We start from the raw sequence: 21,870 nt of genomic DNA on the forward strand, positions 1-21,870 counted from the left end.
TACTGTTTTTTAAAAAAGTTTATGTTTTTTTGAGCAAGGCTTTTTTAAATACTCGAAAAAATAGTAAAAAAAGGACGTTTTTATCATGAAAAAAACAATGCTTTTCATTGGCTCTATAATCATTTTGATTTTATCTGCCATCACTTTTATTTTTATTCCAGCAATGGCAGAAGGAGCAGGCCAGGCTCCTCTCGTTTTTGGAAAATACGGAAACAAAAAAATTGAATACAAAGAGGGAAGCGAATTTGCAAATGCTGTTGCAAATTACACCGAAATGTACAGAAGACAGGGAGTTGATTTAAAAGATTCTGACTACTACACAATTTATAATTACGCTTTTGTTTCGGCTGTCCAGGCTATCGCTTATGCAGACAACGTAAAAAAATCAGGCTGGGAACCTTCAAAAGAAAGCGTGGCTCGCCAGATGTACCAGTATTTTACCGATGAAAAAGGCAACTATTCTCCAGAAATCTATAACAGCTACAGCGCAGATGACAAAAGCAGGCTGCAGCAGGATCTTACACGCGGCTTAATCTGGAACAGATGCGGCGAAGACTATTTGGGAACTCAATCTAAATATGCAGGCCATACTCTTTACGGCTTAAAATCTTCTGACGCAGAAAAAGAATTTTTTGAAAAAATGGCTTCAGAAAAACGTTCTTTTGACCTTGCAGTTTTTGACAAAAAAGATTATCCAGAATCTCAGATAAAAGCTTTTGGCGCAGAAAATAAAGACAAATTCACAAAATACAATTTTTCTGTAATCACAGTAAAAGACCAGTCAAAGGCAAAATCAATCTTGAACCAGCTCACAAAAGAAGAAATCACATTTTCTGATGCTGTATCTGAATATTCTGACAAGGCATATTCTGGAGCAGACGGAAAACTTTCTTCAAATTATGGTTATCAGATTCAGAATATTGTTACAAAAGAAGACGACGGAAAGGCGCTTTTTGCCCTCGAATTGAACCAGACCAGCGGAGTTATCGAAACTTCTGCCGGATATTCGATTTTCCATAACGATTTGATTAAAACTGAACCGGACTTTGCAGATTCAACCGTTATTGCTGCAGTTCGCTCTTACATCAACGAAAACGAAACTTCTTTAATCGAAAGCTATTTTATCGAAAAAGCAAAGGCTGTTGCTTCCGACGCTGAAAAGAAAGGTTTTGAAGCAGCCGGCAAGTCTAATGGTGCAAAATTTGTAAAAGTTCCAGCTTTTGCGCTCAACTACGCAAACGACTCAATGCTCGGCTCTCTTCCAGAAGAATTTACTTCAATTTCCGGTGCTTCTACAAACGAGAATCTTTTGAAAAAGGCATTTGCCCTCAAAAACGGGGATATTTCTGAACCGGTTGTTGCAGGAGATTCAATTCTTGTGATAAAAGCTGCTGGTACTCAGAAAGACAATTTGACAGATTCGAAAAAAGAAGAAATTGCGGGCGCAGTTACTTCTATCGATTCTTATTCGCTCCAGATGGCGCTGCTTTCTAGCGACAAAGTAAAGAATGATGTTGCAAATGTTTTCTTTACAAAAATGATGAAAAACTAAATAAAATTGAACAATTTGCAATCCGGTATGATTGAAACTGAAAAGCCCTGTCTGGTAAAAGCCGGTCAGGGCTTTTCTGTTTTATACAAGAACAGATTTCTTTACTCAAAATACTCTCCTCAAAAGGCAATTGAGCAGACCGTAGCTAATCTGGATATTCTGCCACAAACGCTCATTCTTTGCTTTTCTCCATGCCTGTGGTACGGCTTAAAAGAGCTTTTGACTAAGATTCCAAAAGATTCGCTTATTCTCGGAATAGAAGCGGACAAAAAACTGTTTGAACTGGCAGAAAAAAAATTAAACGAAATAAAAAAAAGCTGTCATCAGGATTCTAAAAAAATTTTGCTAACCTCGCCTTCAAAAATAGAAGCGCTTATAAAAACTCTGCCGCATTTTAGGCGGACGGTTTCGATTGAAATGAGCGGAGGAACTTTTTTTTACAAAACATTATATTCGCAGACCGCGCTTTTTTCTCAAAATTTTATTGCTTCCTTTTGGAAAAATCGGATCACTCTCGTAAAAATGGGCAGGCTTTTTTGTAAAAATTTCTTTAGAAATCTAAGAGAAATTCCCGCAGAGCAAAGCATTCCTCATTGCTCGCCATTTTTTTTAAGACCGTTTATTGTCTTTGGAGCCGGCGAAAGCACAGAAACTTTTCTATTAAGCGTTTCAAAAAAAACACTGCAAAAATGCACTGTTCTTGCGGTTGATGCTGCGCTTCCAGTTCTTTTAAAACACAAAATTCAGCCAGACTTTATAATTGCAGTCGAATCCCAGCTTGCAATCGAAAAAGCATATATCGGAGCAAATAAGACAAAGGCTGCAATAATAAGCGATTTGGCCTCAAGACCGGCAGTTCTCCGCCATACAAAGGGGCGGCATCTGTATTTTTATTCGGAATTTTCGGAAAGTGAATTTTTAAAAAGCGCGGAATCAAAGGGCATTCTTCCTGCAAAAATTCCACCGCTCGGTTCAGTTGGACTTACGGCGGTCTATCTTGCACTTTTTATGCGATTTGATTCAAATGTGCCGGTTTTTGTTACAGGACTCGATTTTTCGTACAGTCTTGGCTTTACACACGCAAGAGGCGCTCCTGCCCACACGGCAAGACTTATTTCTTCAAACCGCTTTAAGCCTGTCGAAAACTACGATGCCGCTTTTAAGGCAGACGCAAAAACTGTTCCAGGAAAAAACGGAACCGTAATAACGGACACCGCGCTAAAAAACTACGCTGCGCTATTTGTAAATTATTTTAAGGATTCAAAAAAACTCTATGATGCAGGATTTTCCGGCTTAAATTTAAGCCTTCCGTCTGTGACCACAGAACAAATCGAAAACTTCTGCCAGCCGCTCGGTCAAAAAAAAGAAGGCGAATTTGACGCTCTGTACGAGCAGAACAAAAAAAACAGCTCAAGCTCCGACATCAAAATCAAAACAAAAACATATCTTTTAGAAGAAAAAAATGCGCTTTTGAGAATAAAAGAGCTGCTTTCAAAAGGCGAAAAAGCAGCTCCGGCTCCAACACCAAACCTGCGCGCTGAAATAGAAAATCTTCTATCAAAAAGAGAATATCTTTATCTGCACTTTCCAGATGGATACAGGTTTGAAGCCGGCAATTTGAGTTTTTTAAAAAGAATCAGCAACGAAATCGACTTTTTTCTAAAAAACTTTGAAAACCTATAAAAAACTAGTCTTCTTTTTCTTTTAGAACAGCAAGGAACGCGCTCTGTGGAAGCTCAACGTTTCCAACCATCTTCATGCGTTTTTTACCTTCTTTCTGTTTTTCGAGAAGCTTGCGTTTTCGTGTAATGTCGCCGCCGTAACACTTGGCAAGAACATCTTTTCGCACAGGATTTACAGTTTCACGGGCAATAATCTGACTTCCGATTGCTCCTTGAATAGCAATTTTAAACTGCTGGCGAGAGATTTCGTCTTTTAAGCGTTCGCACACTTTTTTTGCGCGGGCAACGGCGCCAGGGCGATAAGCAAGGAAAGACAGGGCATCCACAGGCTTTGAATTTATCAAAATATCAACTTTTACAAGGTCTGTCGGACGATATTCAATTACTTCGTAGTCAAAACTTGCGTACCCGCGGCTGTAACTTTTGAGCCTGTCATAAAAGTCAAAAAGCACTTCAGAAAGCGGCATTTCGTAAATCAACTCAACGCGTTTTTCGTCAAGATAAGTCATATTTTTTTGAATTCCGCGTTTTTCAGTGCAAAGATTCATAATTGAACCGATAAATTCTGACGGAGTGATAATTGAAGCTCTGATGTAAGGTTCTCTCGCTTCTTTTATTTTTGTTTCCGGGAATTCAGTCGGATTGTCAACAACTATTTCCGTGCCGTTCGTAAGAGTACAATTATATTCTACTGAAGGTGATGTAAAAATAACTGCCTGATCATAATCGCGTTCAAGACGTTCCTGAATAATTTCAAGATGCAAAAGACCGAGGAAGCCGCATCTAAAACCGTTTCCAAGAGCAATGGAATTGTCTTTGTCGTAAGTAAGGCTCGCATCGTTGAGCTTTAATTTTTCCATGCTGTCTTTAAGTTCTTCGTAATCATTAGAATCCATCGGATAAATAGAAGAAAATACAACAGGCTTAACTTCTTTAAATCCTGGCAAAGGCCTATCCGCCGGATTATCTGCAAGAGTTACAGTATCGCCAACGCGGACATCGCTTACAGTTTTACATCCTGCAATAATATAGCCGACATCACCTGCTTCAAGATATGGTTTTTCTTCATAATTTATTTTAAAAATTCCAATTTGTTCAACTTTATAGTCAGTACCATTGGACATAAAGCGGATTATATCGCCTTTTTTAATCCGGCCTTCTTTTACGCGGATGTGAATTATAACTCCACGATATTCATCATAATGGCAATCAAAAATAAGAGCCTGAGCTTTTCCTTCTGGATTGCCAGACGGAGGAGGAAATTTAGAAACAATGGCTTCCATTAAATTGTCAATTCCTTCGCCAGTTTTTGCACTTACCAAAACCGCATCTTCCGGATCAAGCCCAAGGTCGTGTTCAATCTGTTTTTTTACCGAAGGAATATCGGCAGACGGAAGATCAATTTTGTTTATGACAGGAACAATAGTCAAATCGTGCTCCATTGCCATAAAAAGGTTGGACATTGTTTGACTTTCAACCCCCTGACTAGCATCAACCAAAATCAGAGCGCCTTCGCAGGAAGCAATCGCCCGGGAAACTTCGTAAGAAAAATCGACATGTCCAGGAGTGTCGACAAAGTTAAGCTCATAGTCGTTTCCGTCTTTTGAATGATATGGAATTGTAACCGCCTGGCTTTTTATCGTAATTCCGCGTTCACGCTCAATATCCATATTGTCGAGAATTTGGTTTGTCATCAAACGGTCGTCAATGATTTTTGATTTTTGAATAAGACGGTCAGAAAGAGTTGATTTGCCGTGGTCAATATGTGCAACAATACAAAAATTGCGTTTATATTTCATTTCTGTCATAGAGTGCCAATTTTATTAGAAATAGTTAGGACTGTCTAGCGGAGCCGCGATTCCTACACTTATATCTAAATATCCTTTTTTTCTATTTTTTGCATATACTTCCGTATACAAAGTTGTATTTTCTTTATCAAAATTTATGTTTTTTACTTCGACAGGATCGTTTTCCGAAAAACCAGATTCGTCCGCAATCGAGCCTTTTACGACCGATTCAATCTGGTACTTTTTGCGTCCCTCAGAAAGCGGAGTGAGCTTCATGCCAAAAATTGCTGTAAAAGAGCTTGAAATTACATCATTTTTATAAAAAGTATAGCCAGGGTTTAACGGCCTTGAAGAAACAAAAACTCTAACTTCATTTTCTACCGAATCTTCGCCCCGGAGATATTTCACTTTGATTATAAATCCAGCAGAAATTCCAAGCATTTTTTTTTGCAAGTCTTCAAGATTTTTTATTTTTGAGTCTTCAATCGAAGTAATCAAGTCACCAGCCTTTAGACCTGCCCGGTGCGCATTTCCACCCGGCATTACATAATTCAATTCAACGCCCAAATCTCTGCCGCCAGCTCTTTTTGTGCGTCCGTTCGCTTCTAGCCAGCTGTGGTCATATTTTCCGCCATTCAACAAGACAGGAAGTTCCGAAATTAAGTACTCGACAGGGATTGCAAAATTTAGTCCAGAATACTGAAGCATTCCTGCAAAAACAATCGCCTGAACATTTCCATTTTCGTCAACACAAGGTCCGCCGCTGTTTCCTGAATTAATGGCAGCATCAATCTGCATAACTGGTCCTGCGCTAAAAAGAGAACGGTCGTTCGCGCTTACAATGCCGCTTGTCAAAGTGCGGTCAAGTCCAATCGGAGAACCAATACAATAAACCTTATCGCCAACCTCAAGACTTCCGCTCGAACCAAGATTAAACACATAAGGAGCGTCAATTTCGGCTTTTAGCACAGCAAGGTCAACGCTGCTGTCCCAGCCAACAACTTTTGCTGGAACACGGGTTTCTGAATCTTCGGCAAGTTTTACATATAACCGCGCATAACCTTCATATTTTGGATTTACGAGATCCACAATTACGTGATGGTTTGTTACAATATATCCATCTTTAGAAATAAAAAATCCCGAACCGATTACACGGTCAGCGTACCCCATTCCGTTTTCAACTTTAATTCCCTTGTCAACCCAGACAGTTACTGTTCCTTTTATCAGTTCTGAAACTTTTTTTCCAGAATTTTTATCTGAACCAAAAGATTTTAATGCTTCCAGGCAGAGAGAATCCAATTCATCGGTATTTTTTTCAAGTTTTTTGTTTTGTGCTCCGCCAAGATATTCCAAAGCATAACACAACCTTCTAGCTTCCAGCCATTTTTTTTCTTCAAGAGCCTTTTTATATTCAGCAAAAACGTTTTCTTCACATTTTTCGAGAGTTTTCTGGTCTTTTAGCAAAAAAGCGCGCCAATAGGCCTGAACACAGTCAGTTTCGCCAATTTCTTCAATTCTTTTTATTTCTTCTTTTTTTACATCTTCAATTGTGTAATCTGGCAATTCAAAACTTTCTGAAAGTTCGGTTGATTTACAGCCGTTTATGCAGATTAAAAGCAAAGAACAGCCAAGGGCCGCAACAATTTTTTTTCTCAATTCACTTTTCTTCATTTTCTTCATCTTTTCTAATTTTATTTTTCGGACAAACCTCGTTCTTTTGTAGAATTCGGATTATCCGGTATAATTTGCGCAAAAATATACAGTCCGTTTTTTACGGCGAACATTCTTTTTGAGTCATTTTCTACGATAATATAAACACTTTTGTCTTCGTTTTGGTTAAATGTTTTTAAAATTTTTTCCGCATCGCCTTTAGAACCAGCATTTTCAATCCAGAAAACTTCGGAAACAGAATCTTTTATTACATTCAATTTTTTTTCACTTTCAAGAATGACGGCAGGTTTTCCATTTTTTATGATTACAGTAACTGGAACTTTAGACCAAGGCCTGTAAAAAGTGGATTTTTCAACCAAAGAACCGTCTTTTTCTGCTGGACATTTTTCGTAACGAACGTCCCACTTTCCGTCTCCATCCAAATCCCACAAAGAAATTTTTCCTTCTCCGCCGGTGTATTCTTCTGTGTAGTCAGCAATTGTGTCGCCGTTCATATCAATCTGAATCATCTTTACAGGCGCACTCAAGGCCTTTGCCAAAAAGTTAACCTGCCCGTCTTCCAGTTCAGTTTTTTCGTTATTTTGAATTTCAGCCCCGTAAGTTTCCGTAAGTTCAAAAAAACCGTCATTATCCATGTCGACCGTGCGGGTTTCTGGAATACCATCTTTAAACTGCATCTGCGCATACATTTTTTGATTTTCGTAATAACGGGCAAACACTGGCTTTCCATCAAGAAGATTAAAGACAACTACGGCATTTTCGCGTTCAGAACAAGGAATCGAACAATTAGAAGAAGAATCGATCAGTTTTTGAACTGAAACATTTTCAACTTTTTCCAAAACAAAAGGAATAAAAAAATCCGTTCCAGTCTGTTTTTTTATATTTTCATCCGCGGCAATCGAAAAAGGCGTCCAAAAAAGAGTTTGCGGCACAAGAAAGAAGGAATATTCGCTTCTGTCTTCGCATTTGTAAATGGCGCTGACAACAGCAGGCCAGTTTCCGTATTCAATTTCAATCGATTTTTCCGGAATATGAAGCTTTACAGGTTCTCCAAAATCGCAGACAGCGCTCCAATCGGGCATTTCGTCCTGATTTTCGTCATATGTGATTTTTTGAGGACGGCCGCGCGAATATTCAATTTTAAGGTTAAAATCCAAATCGCCGTCAGTATCTTTGTAAATCGTTCCAGAATATTGATTTAAATATTCACCAAGTTCCTGCCTGGATTCTTCTTTTTTTAGAGATGAAACAAATTCCTGCAAAACCGCAAAATCAATTTCTTTGTCGGCAAAAGAATAAAAATAGTCCAAGGCCTTTTCTTCCGGCAAAAGTTCAACGCCTTCTTCAAGAGAAGCGATTAAATACAAAGGCGAACGCTGATTCTTCGCGTTAAATGATTTTAGCCGCCGGATTTTGCTTTCACCAGTGGAAAAAACAGCAAGATAAATTTCAAGCTCCGCAGAAAGCGAAGTTTTTTTGTAAAGAAGATTTATAAAACTGTCGGCAAGTTTTGAATTTTTTTCGTTTCTGCCGCCAAGCGCATATTCGTGCTCAAAAAAAAGTTTTGGAAACCGAAGGTCATCAGGATAAATTCTTCTTGCAGAATCAATTTTATTTCTTGCTTTTTCAAGAAACATTTCTGTTCCAAGGTTATAAAAAATTTTAGAACGGATAAATTCGGCATCTGCTGAATATAAAAATTGCTCACCATCCAAAACTTCAAGAGCCTGCTCAAATTTTCTAGTTGAGCACAAAATGTCGGCATAAAGGATTCTTGCAGTTTCCTTGTTGTAATCGACCCAAAGCTCACAATCAAGGGCTTTTTCAATCAAAGGAAAAATTTGATATTTAGGAACATTTTGGGCGCTCTTTGCAACAGAACGCATATACCAAAGATCAGAAATAGAATCATCAAAGGCAAGACCAAGTTCTGCGCTCGAATCGGCGGCAGTCCATTTTTTAGAAGCGGCATACTGCTCAGCAACCTTCAAATAACGAAGAGCCGTTTTTTTATTTGCTTCACTGGCAGAAAGTCCTTGAGCATAAAGGCAAGTTGAACAAAAAAAAGAGAGGCAAAAAAATACAGCGCAAAAACTTTTTTTTAAAGACGAATTCATAACTATATTTTATCGTCTTTTTAATCAAAAAAAAAGTCCTTCCATTTTTATTGCAAACGGAAAGACTTTTTTTATCAAGCAAAAAAACTAGCGTGCTGGAGCTACTGTAATTACTTCAGCTTCTGCTGGAGTAAGAACTGTAACTTTGTCACCAAGGTCAATGTCTTTAACACGGAAAACATCGCCAATGTTGATTTTTGAAACGTCAATTACAACGCGAACAGGAAGATCTTTTGGAAGAGCCTTAACCTTGATTTCAGGAATATGCTTAACCATAAATCCGCCCTTGAGAACGCCGGCAGCAGTTCCCTTGTACTGCAATTTGAACTGACGTGTTACAGGCTTTTTGTTGCTTACAACAAAGAAATCTGCGTGAAGAACTGAATCTGTGATAATATCATATTCTGTATCGCGGATAAAAGCATCGTAATCTTTGCCTTCAAACTTAAGAGTAACAAGAGTTGTGGCAGTAATATTGCGCCAAACTTTGTTAAACTGAACTGAATCTACAGTAACAGATGTCGCTTTTCCTTCTTCGTCATAAATAACAGCCGGAATTTTTCCTGCTGCGCGAAGAGCTTTTGCTGCTTTTTTACCTGTCTCGTTGCGTACAGATGCTTCAACTACAAACTGTTCCATTTTATAGAACTCCTCAATTTTGAGCGGTCTTCAAAACAATTATATAAAAGTTTTGCCAGCCCCTCTTAATTTTTATCGGACACATATCCGACAGTTCTGAAAGTATCTCAAAAACAGGCCAGAAAGTCAATATAATTTGCCGGGCGGCTTTTTGCAGGCAAAAACCAGGCTGTCCACACTTCCGGCTTTTGCCTCCATTCCTGCGCTGCGCTCAGGAACGCCTCCGGCGGTGTTCCCATCCTTGCCGCAAAACATCCTACTTTTGCAGGAACTCCAGTCAAAACCATTCTGCATTCTCTTTCATGCCGGCTACGCTCGCTAAGCTGCCTTCCCTGGCAACTTTCGTAAAAACCGCTCCAAGCCTTCGCATTTTTTACGCCGCTCGCTCCGCTTCGAATCCTCAACCATTTTTAGACAAAAAAAAATCTGGATTCCAAAAAAAACATTGAAATCCAGATTATATCATCTGCTGGGACGACAGGATTCGAACCTGTGGAATACCGGCACCAAAAGCCGGGGGCTTACCGCTTGCCGACGTCCCAAAAAATTGACTATAAAAAAACTAATCTTCGCCTTCGCCGGCTTCTTCTACTACGTGTCCGGCATTGTATTCGGCCAAGATTTTATCCTGCAAAGCCGCACGGAACTCAGGACTGATTGGATGTGCCACATCCTTGTATTCTCCGTTTGCCGTTCTTCGGCTTGGCATTGCAATAAAAAGACCTGTTTTGCCTTCGATAATTTTTACATTATGAACGACAAACACACCGTCAAAGGTTACTGTTACATAAGCTTTAAGCTTGCCTTCGGCCGTTACTTTTCTAATACGCAGTTCTGATACTTCCATATAAGTACTCCTCCGTTGCAAATAATTAAAAAGAAGGTTTTATGCAATTACACAGTTTGACCAACTTTTTTTTAACAATGAATAAGCATTTTCGGCACTTTGTTTTGTTTCAAAAACACCGAAAACTGTTGCTCCAGAACCAGACATATCCGCCCAAAGAGCACCACTGTTTTTTACATCCCGCAAGGCAAGGCCTATTTTTGGGTATTTTTGCAATAACGCAGAAGTAAAACTGTTTACAAAAGTCCAGTCTTTGACAGGGCTTCGATATATGGTTTCTAAATCTGCCAGATTCGGACAATCTAAAATACTGCCCGCCTCATATGTTTTATCAACAAGCGAATAAGCCTCTTTTGTAGAGCTATGAACGCCAGGAAAAACCAGTAAAAAGAACAAATCGTTCCGCGGTAAAATCTGCTTTACAAACTCTCCACGACCAGTAACGACAGCACAGCCACTTTTGTCCTGTTCCTCTCCGCTATGAAGAAAGAAAAAAACATCACTTCCAACCTGCGAAGCAACCTTGTCTGCAAGTTCACTGCTTAAATCAATTTTGTTGATTTTTGCCAAAACCTTTAAGAAGTAAGCCGCATCCGAAGAACCACCACCAAGTCCGCCTCCACTGGGAATGTGCTTTTCCAAAAAAACCTTTACACCAGTAGAACAGCCAGTTAAGGAACAAAAAGAGCTGTATGTTTTTGTCAGCGTATTTTCTGCAGGAAGGCCGTTAAAACCAGGCGCAAAAACCGCGCAAGTATTTTTTTCCGGCAGTACAGAAACAGTAAGTTTGTCGTACAACCTGACAGTTTGAAAAATACTTTCGATATTATGAAATCCGTCTGCCCGCTTTGGAAGAACCTTTAAGCCAAGATTCACCTTTGCAGGAGCCAGAATTTGAATATCTGACATAACTTAATTTTATACGTTTTTTTTAGGCTCGTCAATTAAGTTTAAAAAAAATGATTTTGCGGTAACGATTGCAGCAGCGGCGCAGCCGTTCCGGAGCACAGCGCAGGAATGAAGCGGCAGCGGAACTGCGGAAAGCGTGGCCTGCAGGAAGGCAGGAACCGCCCATAAAAAATAAAGAAATTTTCTAAAGATTTCAATTGACTGACTGGGCTGTAAAAATTTATGATATGGTACGCGTTGAGCGGGGGAAGGCAAAATGTTCACAAGTGACTCTTTCATTGACTCATTTTCGGGCTCTGGCTTTTCGTACTCAGACGAATACGACGAAGATTCGGCAGATTATGATGATTCTGCGATTTACGACGATGATTCTCTGAACGATTTTGAAGACGACGATATTTACGATGAGTCTTTTGATGATGATCTGGAGGAAGATGACGCTTTTGGCGAAGATTCCTCAATGGACAATAGCTTTAATGACGATTTTGAAGAAATGTAAGAATCGCTTTTAAGGTTATTTTAAGTTAAAACGGGAAGCAGGAAAATATGTCACACACACATATTCTCCGGCCTCCTTTTTTTTGCCAAATTCTGTTTACAAAAAAAAACAAAATCCGGCAAGCCAAAATCGAGTTCTCAAAAACTTATGCGTTTTCTGACTGAGAGCCTTTTATAAAGTTTCCTGCGTGCCACAGTTTTTCCAGCTCGTAAAAATTGCGGGCATCTGCCGACATAAGATGCACAAGAACTGAGCCAATGTCGATTATGTTCCAGTCGTCACCGCCTGCTGTTTTTGTATGCGTAAGATGAATTTGCATATCATTTGCCTTTACGTAGTCTTTTATCTGCTTTGCAAGTCCCTGCCAATGTGCTGAACTGTGAATTGTTGCAATTACAAAGAAATCTGCGCAACTTGTGAGTTTTGTAACTTCAATAACAGTAACATCGTCGGCTTTGCCGTCTTCAAGAATCTGCGCAAGTTCGAGCGCCTGTTGTTTTGCTGTTTTTTCTTCCATTCTATTTTCCTCCAGTATTTTTTACGTAGCGTCCGTCAAAGTCTTTTCCAAGAATAATCGTAAAATCGACGTTTGAACTGGTTTCGTATCCGTTATCATAGTTGTCTTCCGAGTCCGGTTTTATTTCTTCATCAACTATGTTTGTGCAGTGAATAAAATCGCCAAGGTTTTTTGCAATATCTGCGTTGCCTATGTGATTTATAATCTGCGTTTTTTCTATATCTTGGCGTTCCGCATTCAAAGTACTCAAAACATCATAGCCTGCGCTTTTTAGCAAGGCTGCCGTATTTCGTGCCAATCCCTGAACCAAAGTTCCGTTTTGAATTTCCAGCACGTAAATGCGGTTTACAGACATATCCTCCAAATCCACAAGAGCATTTGAAGCCTGTTTTACAACATCTTTTATGAGCTGACCATCGTAAAAAGGAAACAAAAGTTCTTTTCCATCGACCATTCGCCTTGAGCCAGTAATTGATTGAGGAATAAGGCGTTCATAATCGACATTTGAAATTTCTGAAAAAAACTTATGCAAGTCTTTTTCGCTTAAATTTGAACCTATTCGCTTTTGATAAGACGGAAAATTGTTTTTGTTGAGGAGAATTCTTGAATCGCGGTTTATTGCGCTCAAAAACGCAAGCATTACGTTCTGTCTTCTATCCGCAACTTCGGCTTCTGTTTCTTCAGGTTTTGAATAAGTTAGATAAGTATTGATTTTGCTTCCGTCAAGAGTTACAGATCCGCTCGGTAAAAGCCATCTCTCTCCGTCGTCTGTTTTTACATCGACTGGCTCAGGAACAAATACTTTCAGTCCGCCGAGCATATCAGTAAGTTCGCTGAAATTTGAAAGGCTCATTTCGAGATAAAACGGAACAGGCTGCCCGATCAGATTTTCAATTTCGGATTTAAAAACGTCAATTCCTTTTTCGGAGTAAATTGCATCAATTCGGTCTACACGTCCAAGGCTTTTAAAAATCGCGCCAGTGTTTCCCAAAATGTTTATCAACGCTCCACGTTTTGAAACCGGATAATAAATAAAAATGTCCGAAAAAAGAACCTGTTTTTTGTCTTCAAGAACGATGAGAGTTTTTATTACGCTGTCATTTTTCAAACTTTCATCGACAGTATCAACTTTTAGGGAAAACGCTATAAATGTCGTCACCGCAACAAGAATAACAAAAATCAAAACAAGAAAAAGACCGCCTTTATTTCCTCCGCTGCTGTGTCCCATTGATTTCATCTCTTTTCTCCCATAAAAAGTCAATTTTGTCTTTTGAACAAATTTTACGTTTTAATGCTTTAATTTTGCTTCAAGCTCAGCCTTAAGTTCGTAAGAAGGCTTTGCAACTTTTTTTCCGCGCTTTTCGAGATAGTCGATATTTTCCTTTAAAACGCAAAGTGTCAATTCGTCCAAAGATTTTGAAAAAAGATTTTTGCGGTATTCGTCAGTTGACTGAGGTCTCCCCGGTTCAATTTTGTCCGCCGCAAAAAGTATTTTTCCCAAATCAGAACTTCCTGCCGCCGCAAAAGTGTGATTTGCAATTGCAGAAACGACATTTCTGTCTTTTACTCCGAATTTTGTCTGAATCAAAACCGCCGCTGCCCTTCCATGCAAAAGCCCCGGTCTGTTCTGCTCAAGCAAAGAAACAGGTTTTTGGTCTTCCGAAACAAGCTTTAAAACTTCTTCGGTGGAAAATTCCTTGCACATATCATGCGCAATTCCTGCCAAATAGCCGATTTTTGGTTCCAATCCATAAAGAGCGCACATTTTTTCGGCAGTCTGGGCTGTCCGCACTGAATGCTCGTACCTTGATTCGGAAACCACTGTTTTTACATAGTCCTCAATTTTTAAAATAACCTGACTGAGCTCTTCGGGATTATTCAGATCCACCGTTTTTACAGCCATACAAACCTCGTTTTTTAATATATTCAAAAACGGCATCGCTTACAAGATAACGCCAAGCTTTGCCATTTTGAATGCAGTCTCGGATTTCTGAAGAAGAAATTTCAAGCTGCGGATTGTGCAGTTTTACATGCGGAAACTTAAAATCACTGACAGAAAATCCGTTTTTTTCAATTTTAAATTCGCCTATTGCCTTGTTCCAGCTTGTTCCAGCATCCTTTTTCAACTCATTTTCGCGCACGGCAAGAATTAGCTGGCATTTTTCGGCCAGAAGTTCTGCATTTTTCCAGTTTTCAAAATGAGACGCCAAGTCAAAACCAAAAATCAAGCCGATTTTATCCGTAAGCTGACCTGCATATTTTTTTTCAAGCGAGCAAACCGTGTCCCAAGTATAAGAAATTCCTTTTTTTTGAATTTCGTAACCTTCCGCTTCAAAACGCGAATCGCTTTTTACAGCAAGCTCTACCATTTTTAGGCGTTGTTCTGCTGGAGCGGCATCTGCCATTTCTTTGTGCGGCGGCAAAAAACACGGAACAAACAGGACCTTATCGTATCCAAGTTCCTGACAAACGCAGTCGGCAAGAACAAGGTGTCCTATGTGAACCGGATTAAAACTTCCGCCAAGAACAGCTATTTTCAATTTTCGCTTCCTGGAAACTGAATTTCGGCATCTTCGTCAACCGAACGTGTGCTCATAAAATCAGGATTTATGCTAGTTCCTTCTTTTTTATTTGTAAGAAAAGAACCTGAACTTATACGAGTTCCGTCCGAATTGAACTGTTCCGGCGCGCCATCAAGTTTTGTAACCAAATCAAGAATTGCAAGCCGAATTTCATTCATTCCAAGGCGGGCTGCAACCGAAACCGCAAGAACTTTTGTGTCCTTTTCCGTCTTTTTAATCGTTTCTGCAATTTTTAAAGCGCGTTCTTTTGCACCTTCAAGGTCGATTTTATTGCAGAGAACAATATGCGGTTTTTTGAGCAAATCAGAAGAGAAACCTTCAAGCTCACGGCAAAGTGTTTCGTAAGCCCCAAAACAAGAATCATCCGAACAGTCAATCATAAAAAGAAGCCCGGCTGTACGGCTTATGTGCTTTAAGAATTGAATTCCAAGACCTTTTCCGTCAGAAGCGCCTTCGATAATTCCAGGAATATCCGCAATAATTACATCGCGTTCATCGTTCGCCTGTAAAACTCCAAGATTCGGAATTTTTGTCGTAAACGGATAAGGCGCAATTTTTGGCCTGGCATTTGTAAAAGCATCCAAAAGCGTTGACTTTCCAGCATTTGGGAAACCGACAAGTCCAATGTCTGCCATAATGCTCAGTTCCAAACGAAGTTTTTTATATTCACCTTCCTGACCTTTATTTGCAATGCGAGGAGCCTGGTTTGTAGGAGTTTTAAAGTGGACATTTCCCCAGCCGCCATTTCCTCCGCGACAGGCGACAAAATTTTCTTCGCTTGATTCAACGGTAAATTCTTTTAAAAGCTCGTTTGTTTCATAATCCCTGATTGCAGTCCCCGGCGGAACAGCAATTTCTATATCTTCACCATCACGGCCGTACTTATTCCAGCCTTGACCGTCACCACCAGACTTTGCCCTAAAAAAATGCTTATAGCGAATATTCGCAAGAGTGCGCACATTTCTTTTGCAGATAAAAACTACATTGCCGCCATCTCCGCCATCTCCGCCATTAGGACCGCCTCTTGGAATATATTTTTCGCGTCTGAAAGAAATACAACCATTTCCGCCCTTTCCAGCCTGACATTCAATCACGGCTTCGTCAGCAAATAAATTCATGTGCATCTCCCAAAAAATTGTAAAAATCAATAAATACTAAAAAACCCGGATACAGAAAACTGAAATCCGGGCTTGATCAAGTTCATTTTTTATTAAACGTAATCTTTACAGCATTTTATACTGAAGTTTATTTTGCTTCCGCAACAACAACATTCGCATATTTTCTGTTGTTGCGCTCGTCAAACATAACCACACCGTCAGCTGTCGCAAACAAAGAATCATCACCAGCTTTTTTTACATTGTTTCCTGGAAAAATTTTTGTTCCACGCTGTTTAATAATAATAGAACCAGCTGTTACAGCCTGTCCACCATATACTTTAACGCCCAAGTGTTTTGGATTTGAATCGCGACCATTTTTTGCGCCGCTACCACCTTTACTGCGTCCCATAGTAAGCCTCCGCTCAAATTTTCAATTTAGTTTCCCGCTTCGGCAATTTCTTCAAAACTAATATTTTTTGAATATTCTTTTGAAAGCGAATTAAAACCAACTCTCAAAAAATCTGCCGTAAATTTTAAGCAGTTTTCTGTCTCCAGACCGCTTTTTTTTACTTCCACGCAAAAAGCGAGATTTCCGCGGGAAGATGTGTCAGCTTCTAAGGTAACATCTTTATTCCGTGAAAGAAACTGCATAGCCGTTTTGAGCAATATTGTAATCGCAGAACAAACTATGTCGCTTCCTTTCTTGGAAAAATCAGCATGTCCGTTAGCTTTGCATTTTTTTAACACGCCGTTTTTGCCGGTAAAAAGGGTTACTGCTGTCATAAGCTAAAATTAGCCCTGAATATTTTTTACACGAATATTTGTGTATTCCTGTCTGTGTCCGATAAGACGATGATAGTCTTTCTTAGCCTTGTACTTGTAAACAAGAATTTTCTTGTCGCGGAAGCTGTTTTCTACTTCTACTTCAATTTTTGCACCATTAACGTATGGAGTACCAACTTTTACTGCATCTCCATCGCTAACCAAAAGAACTGAATCAATCGTGATTTTAGCACCATCTTCAGCATCGATTTTATCTACCTGAATGAGTGCGTCTTTTTCAGCCTTGTACTGTTTACCTTTGTATTCAAAAAGTGCGTACATTAAATACCTCTTCTACGCCGCAAAGTGTAACGGAAACTCTAACGACTAATATAAAAATTATGAGTACTAGATTCTATCAAATTTTTTATAAATTGGTCAACAAGAACCAAACTACAATTTATAATGGCTTGTGCTCAATGTATGGCCGTCGTTATAAACATCGAACCAAATTTCTTTCTTAGAATTCAAATTAAGGGCATCATAGAATTCCTGAATATTCGAAACTTTTTTATCGTTTACGGCAGTAATAATATCCCCGTTTTGAATTCTCATAGCAGCCGCTGGAGATTTTTCCAAAACATTCATTACCGCAACACCCTTAACTTTTTTGTCCTCAAGATTGAGTTCCTTTTTTATCTCGTCAGACAAAGGAGCTGCGATAAAGCCTGGCCAAAGCTTTGTATTATCCTGAGTTATTTTGTCCGTGCGCTCTTCAATTTTTACAGAAAGCTCAACAATTTTGCCGTTTCTGATTACTTTGAAAACAGCTGTTTTGCCGGCAGGAAGATAGCCAACTTCGCGCATAAGTTCATTTTGATTTTTTATAGCCTTTCCGTTTACTTCAATAATAAAGTCTCCGGCCTGCATTCCACCTTTTTGTCCAGGAGAATCAAGGAAAACCTGAGAAGCAAGCGCGCCGTTTTTGCCAGCTACACCAAGTTCTTTTTTATAATCATCTTTTACGTCAAGAAGGCTTACGCCAAGCCAGCCGTAAGTAATTTTTCCGTTTGAAATAAAATCTTCGATTGATTTTTTCAGAGAATTGATAGGAAGAGAAAAACCAAGCCCCTGACTTCCGCCGCTCGAAGAAGCAATCCAAGTGTTAATTCCAATAACTTCTCCATAAATATTTACGAGCGGGCCTCCAGAATTTCCCTGGTTAATTGCAGCATCAGTCTGAATAAAATCGTTCATATTTCCAATTTGATCGCCAGAGCGTCCTGTTGCGCTTACAATTCCCTGGGTAACCGACTGACTGTATCCAAGAGGCGCGCCCATTGCAAGAACAATGTCTCCAACCTTTACATTGTCGCTGTCGCCAAGAGCCGCAACTACAATATTTGAATCTTTTTTTGCTTCAAAAGAAACAAGGGCAATATCCGAACGCTCATCTGCTCCAACAAGTTTTGCGTCAAATTTTTGTCCATCATTTAAATTGACAGTAATTTTTGTAGCCTTGCCTGCAACATGATTATTTGTAAGAACATAAACTGTATCTCCAGTACGGCGAACAATTACGCCAGAACCAAGCCCCTTTTGCTCGTATTCACGGGTACGGTCTTTTTTTTCAGAACCATTTGGATTTCCAAAGAACCAGAACGGAAAATCATCAAAAGGATTTGCCTGAGTAACAGTTGTTTTTTCTGTAACATCAATCTCAACGACAGAAGGAAGAACTCCGGCAGAAATTGAATTAAAAGAATTCTGCAAGGCTTCAATCACATTTAAACTGCCGGCTGGGATTGCAACTGCCGGCTTTGACTCAGCAAATACCGTATCGGCAGTTCCTTCAACTTTTATTTTGCTGCACGAAAAACTAACAGCTGCAAAAGCAAGAACTGCGGCAGAAACACCGCAAACTATTTTTGATGTAATATTTTTCATATTTTTAAGAACCTCCAAAAAAACTATTTTTTTTTCGATATTGTCTATATACAAATATAATCAAAAAAAATCTGGATAGTTACAAAAAAACTAGCAAACAAGGTCGTCGCAAAGTGTAAGGATTTCCGTATGGTCTTCAAAAACAGCAACTGTATGCTCTTCGTGACAACTCCATTTTCCATCATTTGTAAGGACAGTCCAGCCGTCATCTGCCGTATGAACATCTGCCGTTCCCAAATTTATCATTGGTTCAATAGCAAGAACCATTCCCGGCTGAATTCTTGGATTCGGACCGCTCATCGGGCAATTTGGAATACTCGGATCTTCATGAACACCAAGCCCTACTCCGTGTCCACAATAATCGTAAACAACTCCATATCCATATTTTCCGTTTGCGACATCGTTTACAGCATTTGAAATATCGCGAATTCTGTTTCCTGCAACACAGGCTTCGATTCCAGCGCGCAAGCTTTCTCTTGTCGCCTTTACAAGTTTTTTGTATTCGCTTTTTACATTTCCAACCTGAACAGTATGACAAGAATCAGAAATATAACCGTCAAGGTCAATTCCAATATCAAGAGAAACCAAATCTCCGTCGTGAATAATCTTCTTTCTTGAAGGAACACCGTGAATAACCTGTTCATTTACGCTGATACAGGCTGCTCCTGCAAAATCTTCGGAATACCAGGCAGGAACGCCTCCGATTTTTTTGATAAATTTTACGACCAAATCATCAATGTCTTTAGTGCTCATTCCTGGTTCAACCTGAGGAACAACTTCTCTAAAAAGATCTGCAAGGGCATGACAACTTTTGCGGATTCCATCAATTTCTTTTTCATTCTTTAAGCGAATCATTATATTTTTCCTTCTTGTTGTTATTTTATTCTGACAGCTTCCTCTTCACAAATTCTGGCTGTCCGTTCATCTCCAATACGGCGATAAACAGAGGCCATCTTGTGCAAAAAAAACGAGTCATCACTATTTCCAAAATTTAACTCAAGAGCGCGTTCCCAGGCGTCAAGGCACAGTTCATCAGCAACATTTCCTTCAAGGCGGTATTTTAAGACAGTCCGCGCCAAATCCATCACTTCCGGAAAAAAAAGCCTAAAATACGAAAAACTGTATTCCATTCGTATAATCTGCTCTAAAAGAACAAAGGCATCGTAATATTCTTCATGCAAGACAAGCTCTTCGCAAAGAATAAAACCGTAATCCATAAAATCTTCGCGAGTAAACCAGTCTGAAAGCTTAAAACGTGAATGACTTTTACAAGTTTCGACAAATTCGCGCACCGCATCTTCTTCGCGGGAATGTAAAAGGTCAAAAAATATCAGTTTTGCCAGGCTTTCTTCATCATTTCGCTGCAAAAGCCAGGTTCTATAATCAAAAGAATTGGAAGACCGGGTTGAATGAGAACGGTAACGATAAAAATATGATTCGTCAAAAAGCGAACGCTTCCTTACATCAGATAAAATTTCGTATGCTTTAACAAGTTCACGAAAAGCCGCTTCATCTGCAAGATTTCCAGCAGTGTCAGGATGCAAAAGTTTTGCTTTTTTTCTATAGGCACGGCGAATTTCTGCGACAGTTGCGCCAGGCCGAACTCCCAAAATTTTATAACAGTCTTCCAAAGTTCTTCAATTATATTCACAATCAATTTTTTTTACAATTAAAGATTCTATTATAGAAAGATTAAAAAATATAAGGCCTAAAAAGTTCTTGTTCACCTTGCAAAAAAGCAAATTTAAAATAAAAAAGACTGCCAAAAAAGGCAGCCCTTATTTTACTTTGCCAAAGCTTTAAGAAGTTCGTGGTTTGTACGAATTCTCTTTGAATTTTTCTTGCTGTTAGCTCTGATAGTTTTATTCCAGCGGAGCGGTCTGATTCTTCTCGCAAGTCTCATAAAATACCTCGTTGAATGAATTTTTCGCCATTATATCAAAAAAAACAACAACACGACAAGTATAAAATTCTTTAAAGACCGATTTTTTCATCTGCTTGACAAAAAGAAACCTTGCATAGAAAATTAAAAAATGTTTTTTTATAGTAAAAAAGTTAAAAAATCTGTTATTTTTTTTATAGCAGCGTTACCCTTTTTTTCGTGTTCGCTCAATTATGAAACTGAAAAGAATTCTGAAGAAACAGTTCCAGAATTCTTTTTTACAGGAGCGGTTTTTAACAGATACAAAGACAATAAAATTTCAATTCAACTTGAAGCAGACAAACTAGAGCAATACAAGGCGGACGGCTCTTCTTACGCTCAGTCTGCGCAGTTTAAAACTTACAAGGACGATGGAACCCTTGATACAGACGGATATTGCACTCTTCTTGCTTCCAGCACAAATGACGAAAAATATTCGCTTTTTGATGGAATTTCGATAAACGTTTACAGCCAGGATTTAAAAATCACCGCGCAGTCGTTGCATTTTAACGGCAAAACAGAACAGCTCACTTCCGGCCGAAACGAAAAAGTTACAATTTCTAGAAAAGGCACAACCGTAAGCGGAACAGGCTTTTCTGCAAGCGGAGTAAGCCGAAAATTCAACTTTGAAAGCCAGATTTCCGGTTCTGTAGCTGATAAAGAAGACGGAGACAAAGAATGAAAAAAATCATCTCGATAATCTTCTTTTTTGCTCCGGCACTGTTTTTTTGCGAAGAAATCACTTTTACGGCAGATTTTATGTCCGGAACGGCAGGCAGCAAAACTGACACGACAATCCTCGAAGGAAACGCAACAGTTCAGACTTCCAGCATGAACATAAGCGCCGACGCAATTGAACTTTCGGGCGAAGATTTTAGGTTCATTACGGCAACAGGAACGGTAAGCGGAAGCATAACAGAAAGCCAAATGGATTTTACCTGCGGAAAACTAAAATACGACAGGCAGACAAAAGTCGCCCAGCTTGAAGACGCAGTTCACCTTGTAGACATTGCAAATGAAGTGACTGCTGACGCTCAAATTATCGAATACAACCAAAACAGCGAAACCGCCGTCATGCAAATTGAAATAACTTTGAAGCAAAAAGACAACATCTGCACCTCGGCTTTTGCGATTTATAAAAAAAGCGAACAGAGACTCGAAATGAGCGGGAATCCAAAGATTCAGCAGGGAACAGATTCTTTCAGGGCGCAGGAAATCACCTTAAACCTCGAAACCCAGGAAATAACGCTCGACGGACGCGTAAAAGGAACAGTTTCGGACAGCAAACCGGAAAAAACAGAAACTGCCGCGGAATCAGCCGGATCAGAAACCGCTTCTCAA

Annotated in this window: 22 protein-coding genes and 1 tRNA gene; 5 read left to right on the top strand and 18 right to left on the bottom strand. The window is 39.3% G+C overall.

All coding sequences use genetic code 11. The features are described 5' to 3' along the window. The first annotated feature begins 85 nt into the window (after positions 1-85). Positions 86-1,552 (top strand): peptidylprolyl isomerase, encoded by a 1,467-nt coding sequence (locus tag B4N75_RS02465; protein WP_296021086.1) that lies wholly within the window; start codon positions 86-88, stop codon positions 1,550-1,552. A 27-nt stretch (positions 1,553-1,579) separates the two neighbouring features. Then, positions 1,580-3,235, top strand: a complete 1,656-nt coding sequence (locus B4N75_RS02470; RefSeq protein ID WP_296668041.1) for a 6-hydroxymethylpterin diphosphokinase MptE-like protein — start codon at positions 1,580-1,582, stop codon at positions 3,233-3,235. Between the two features lie 4 nt (positions 3,236-3,239). On the opposite strand, the gene lepA is transcribed toward B4N75_RS02470, so the two are convergent. The 7 genes from lepA to ispE form a co-directional block, all read right to left on the bottom strand. Next, positions 3,240-5,042, bottom strand: coding sequence for a translation elongation factor 4 (lepA, locus tag B4N75_RS02475; RefSeq protein ID WP_296021103.1), 1,803 nt, complete (start codon positions 5,040-5,042; stop codon positions 3,240-3,242). Between the two features lie 15 nt (positions 5,043-5,057). Further along, positions 5,058-6,692, bottom strand: a complete 1,635-nt coding sequence (locus B4N75_RS02480) for a S1C family serine protease (RefSeq protein WP_296668038.1) — start codon at positions 6,690-6,692, stop codon at positions 5,058-5,060. A 20-nt stretch (positions 6,693-6,712) separates the two neighbouring features. Further along, the gene (locus B4N75_RS02485) at positions 6,713-8,809 is read right to left on the bottom strand and encodes a hypothetical protein (RefSeq protein ID WP_296706521.1); all 2,097 of its coding nucleotides are present in this window, start codon (positions 8,807-8,809) and stop codon (positions 6,713-6,715) included. Between the two features lie 87 nt (positions 8,810-8,896). Then, complete coding sequence (locus B4N75_RS02490; RefSeq protein WP_296021124.1) at positions 8,897-9,448, bottom strand: 50S ribosomal protein L25; 552 nt, start codon at positions 9,446-9,448, stop codon at positions 8,897-8,899. Between the two features lie 469 nt (positions 9,449-9,917). After that, positions 9,918-9,990, bottom strand: a tRNA-Gln gene (locus B4N75_RS02495). Positions 9,991-10,010: 20 nt separating this feature from the next. Next, positions 10,011-10,295, bottom strand: a complete 285-nt coding sequence (gene spoVG / locus B4N75_RS02500) for a septation regulator SpoVG (protein WP_277292350.1) — start codon at positions 10,293-10,295, stop codon at positions 10,011-10,013. A 39-nt stretch (positions 10,296-10,334) separates the two neighbouring features. Continuing rightward, positions 10,335-11,204: a 4-(cytidine 5'-diphospho)-2-C-methyl-D-erythritol kinase gene (gene ispE / locus B4N75_RS02505; RefSeq protein WP_296668033.1), complete on the bottom strand. Its 870-nt coding sequence runs from the start codon at positions 11,202-11,204 to the stop codon at positions 10,335-10,337. Between the two features lie 256 nt (positions 11,205-11,460). Here ispE and B4N75_RS02510 point away from each other — a divergent pair, with 256 nt between their 5' ends. Next, entirely contained in the window at positions 11,461-11,703 is a 243-nt protein-coding gene (locus B4N75_RS02510) for a hypothetical protein (RefSeq protein WP_296021171.1), read from the top strand. 145 nt (positions 11,704-11,848) lie between these two features. Here B4N75_RS02510 and rsfS read toward each other — a convergent pair whose 3' ends face one another. From rsfS to B4N75_RS02565, 11 genes are all read right to left on the bottom strand, one after another. Next, positions 11,849-12,220, bottom strand: a complete 372-nt coding sequence (gene rsfS, locus B4N75_RS02515) for a ribosome silencing factor (RefSeq protein WP_296021179.1) — start codon at positions 12,218-12,220, stop codon at positions 11,849-11,851. 1 nt (position 12,221) lies between these two features. Continuing rightward, positions 12,222-13,457 carry an LCP family protein gene (locus B4N75_RS02520; protein ID WP_296021188.1) on the bottom strand — a complete coding sequence of 412 codons (1,236 nt, stop codon included), beginning with the start codon at positions 13,455-13,457 and terminating at the stop codon, positions 12,222-12,224. 51 nt (positions 13,458-13,508) lie between these two features. Then, a complete protein-coding gene (gene yqeK / locus B4N75_RS02525) occupies positions 13,509-14,123 on the bottom strand; it encodes a bis(5'-nucleosyl)-tetraphosphatase (symmetrical) YqeK (protein ID WP_296021197.1) in 615 nt (204 codons plus the stop codon). Further along, positions 14,095-14,760 carry a nicotinate (nicotinamide) nucleotide adenylyltransferase gene (gene nadD / locus B4N75_RS02530; protein WP_296021203.1) on the bottom strand — a complete coding sequence of 222 codons (666 nt, stop codon included), beginning with the start codon at positions 14,758-14,760 and terminating at the stop codon, positions 14,095-14,097. Before nadD ends, yqeK begins: the two co-directional genes overlap by 29 nt. Continuing rightward, on the bottom strand, positions 14,757-15,920 hold the full coding sequence (obgE, locus tag B4N75_RS02535; RefSeq protein WP_296706523.1) for a GTPase ObgE: 1,164 nt from the start codon (positions 15,918-15,920) through the stop codon (positions 14,757-14,759). Before obgE ends, nadD begins: the two co-directional genes overlap by 4 nt. Positions 15,921-16,047: 127 nt before the next feature. Continuing rightward, on the bottom strand, positions 16,048-16,308 hold the full coding sequence (gene rpmA / locus B4N75_RS02540) for a 50S ribosomal protein L27 (RefSeq protein ID WP_296021239.1): 261 nt from the start codon (positions 16,306-16,308) through the stop codon (positions 16,048-16,050). Positions 16,309-16,334: 26 nt separating this feature from the next. Further along, positions 16,335-16,682 carry a ribosomal-processing cysteine protease Prp gene (locus B4N75_RS02545; RefSeq protein ID WP_296021251.1) on the bottom strand — a complete coding sequence of 116 codons (348 nt, stop codon included), beginning with the start codon at positions 16,680-16,682 and terminating at the stop codon, positions 16,335-16,337. Positions 16,683-16,691: 9 nt separating this feature from the next. Further along, complete coding sequence (rplU, locus tag B4N75_RS02550; RefSeq protein WP_296668026.1) at positions 16,692-17,003, bottom strand: 50S ribosomal protein L21; 312 nt, start codon at positions 17,001-17,003, stop codon at positions 16,692-16,694. Positions 17,004-17,114: 111 nt separating this feature from the next. After that, on the bottom strand, positions 17,115-18,608 hold the full coding sequence (locus tag B4N75_RS02555; protein ID WP_296668024.1) for a Do family serine endopeptidase: 1,494 nt from the start codon (positions 18,606-18,608) through the stop codon (positions 17,115-17,117). Between the two features lie 90 nt (positions 18,609-18,698). Next, a complete protein-coding gene (gene map / locus B4N75_RS02560) occupies positions 18,699-19,463 on the bottom strand; it encodes a type I methionyl aminopeptidase (protein ID WP_296021280.1) in 765 nt (254 codons plus the stop codon). Between the two features lie 20 nt (positions 19,464-19,483). Then, on the bottom strand, positions 19,484-20,239 hold the full coding sequence (locus B4N75_RS02565; protein ID WP_296021309.1) for a J domain-containing protein: 756 nt from the start codon (positions 20,237-20,239) through the stop codon (positions 19,484-19,486). Positions 20,240-20,641: 402 nt separating this feature from the next. Here B4N75_RS02565 and lptC point away from each other — a divergent pair, with 402 nt between their 5' ends. Further along, complete coding sequence (gene lptC, locus B4N75_RS02570) at positions 20,642-21,211, top strand: LPS export ABC transporter periplasmic protein LptC (RefSeq protein WP_296706525.1); 570 nt, start codon at positions 20,642-20,644, stop codon at positions 21,209-21,211. Then, positions 21,208-21,870: LptA/OstA family protein (locus B4N75_RS02575; RefSeq protein ID WP_296706526.1), on the top strand; the 663-nt coding region annotated here is incomplete at its 3' end. The genes lptC and B4N75_RS02575, both read left to right, overlap by 4 nt.

It is taken from the genome of Treponema sp. UBA7570, assembly GCA_002477955.1.
Taxonomy (GTDB): Bacteria; Spirochaetota; Spirochaetia; order Treponematales; family Treponemataceae; genus Treponema_D.

What these genes read in the sequence shown, in the direction of transcription:
- spoVG (WP_277292350.1), bottom strand. Translation starts at nt 10,295, where the DNA reads ATGGAAGTATCAGAACTGCGTATTAGAAAAGTAACGGCCGAAGGCAAG.
- B4N75_RS02510 (WP_296021171.1), top strand. Translation starts at nt 11,461, where the DNA reads ATGTTCACAAGTGACTCTTTCATTGACTCATTTTCGGGCTCTGGCTTT.
- obgE (WP_296706523.1), bottom strand. Translation starts at nt 15,920, where the DNA reads ATGAATTTATTTGCTGACGAAGCCGTGATTGAATGTCAGGCTGGAAAG.
- rsfS (WP_296021179.1), bottom strand. Translation starts at nt 12,220, where the DNA reads ATGGAAGAAAAAACAGCAAAACAACAGGCGCTCGAACTTGCGCAGATT.
- B4N75_RS02520 (WP_296021188.1), bottom strand. Translation starts at nt 13,457, where the DNA reads ATGAAATCAATGGGACACAGCAGCGGAGGAAATAAAGGCGGTCTTTTT.
- map (WP_296021280.1), bottom strand. Translation starts at nt 19,463, where the DNA reads ATGATTCGCTTAAAGAATGAAAAAGAAATTGATGGAATCCGCAAAAGT.
- B4N75_RS02465 (WP_296021086.1), top strand. Translation starts at nt 86, where the DNA reads ATGAAAAAAACAATGCTTTTCATTGGCTCTATAATCATTTTGATTTTA.
- B4N75_RS02555 (WP_296668024.1), bottom strand. Translation starts at nt 18,608, where the DNA reads ATGAAAAATATTACATCAAAAATAGTTTGCGGTGTTTCTGCCGCAGTT.
- rpmA (WP_296021239.1), bottom strand. Translation starts at nt 16,308, where the DNA reads ATGGGACGCAGTAAAGGTGGTAGCGGCGCAAAAAATGGTCGCGATTCA.
- lepA (WP_296021103.1), bottom strand. Translation starts at nt 5,042, where the DNA reads ATGACAGAAATGAAATATAAACGCAATTTTTGTATTGTTGCACATATT.
- B4N75_RS02490 (WP_296021124.1), bottom strand. Translation starts at nt 9,448, where the DNA reads ATGGAACAGTTTGTAGTTGAAGCATCTGTACGCAACGAGACAGGTAAA.
- B4N75_RS02480 (WP_296668038.1), bottom strand. Translation starts at nt 6,692, where the DNA reads ATGAAGAAAAGTGAATTGAGAAAAAAAATTGTTGCGGCCCTTGGCTGT.
- lptC (WP_296706525.1), top strand. Translation starts at nt 20,642, where the DNA reads ATGTTTTTTTATAGTAAAAAAGTTAAAAAATCTGTTATTTTTTTTATA.
- B4N75_RS02485 (WP_296706521.1), bottom strand. Translation starts at nt 8,809, where the DNA reads ATGAATTCGTCTTTAAAAAAAAGTTTTTGCGCTGTATTTTTTTGCCTC.
- ispE (WP_296668033.1), bottom strand. Translation starts at nt 11,204, where the DNA reads ATGTCAGATATTCAAATTCTGGCTCCTGCAAAGGTGAATCTTGGCTTA.
- B4N75_RS02470 (WP_296668041.1), top strand. Translation starts at nt 1,580, where the DNA reads ATGATTGAAACTGAAAAGCCCTGTCTGGTAAAAGCCGGTCAGGGCTTT.
- rplU (WP_296668026.1), bottom strand. Translation starts at nt 17,003, where the DNA reads ATGTACGCACTTTTTGAATACAAAGGTAAACAGTACAAGGCTGAAAAA.
- B4N75_RS02545 (WP_296021251.1), bottom strand. Translation starts at nt 16,682, where the DNA reads ATGACAGCAGTAACCCTTTTTACCGGCAAAAACGGCGTGTTAAAAAAA.
- yqeK (WP_296021197.1), bottom strand. Translation starts at nt 14,123, where the DNA reads ATGGCTGTAAAAACGGTGGATCTGAATAATCCCGAAGAGCTCAGTCAG.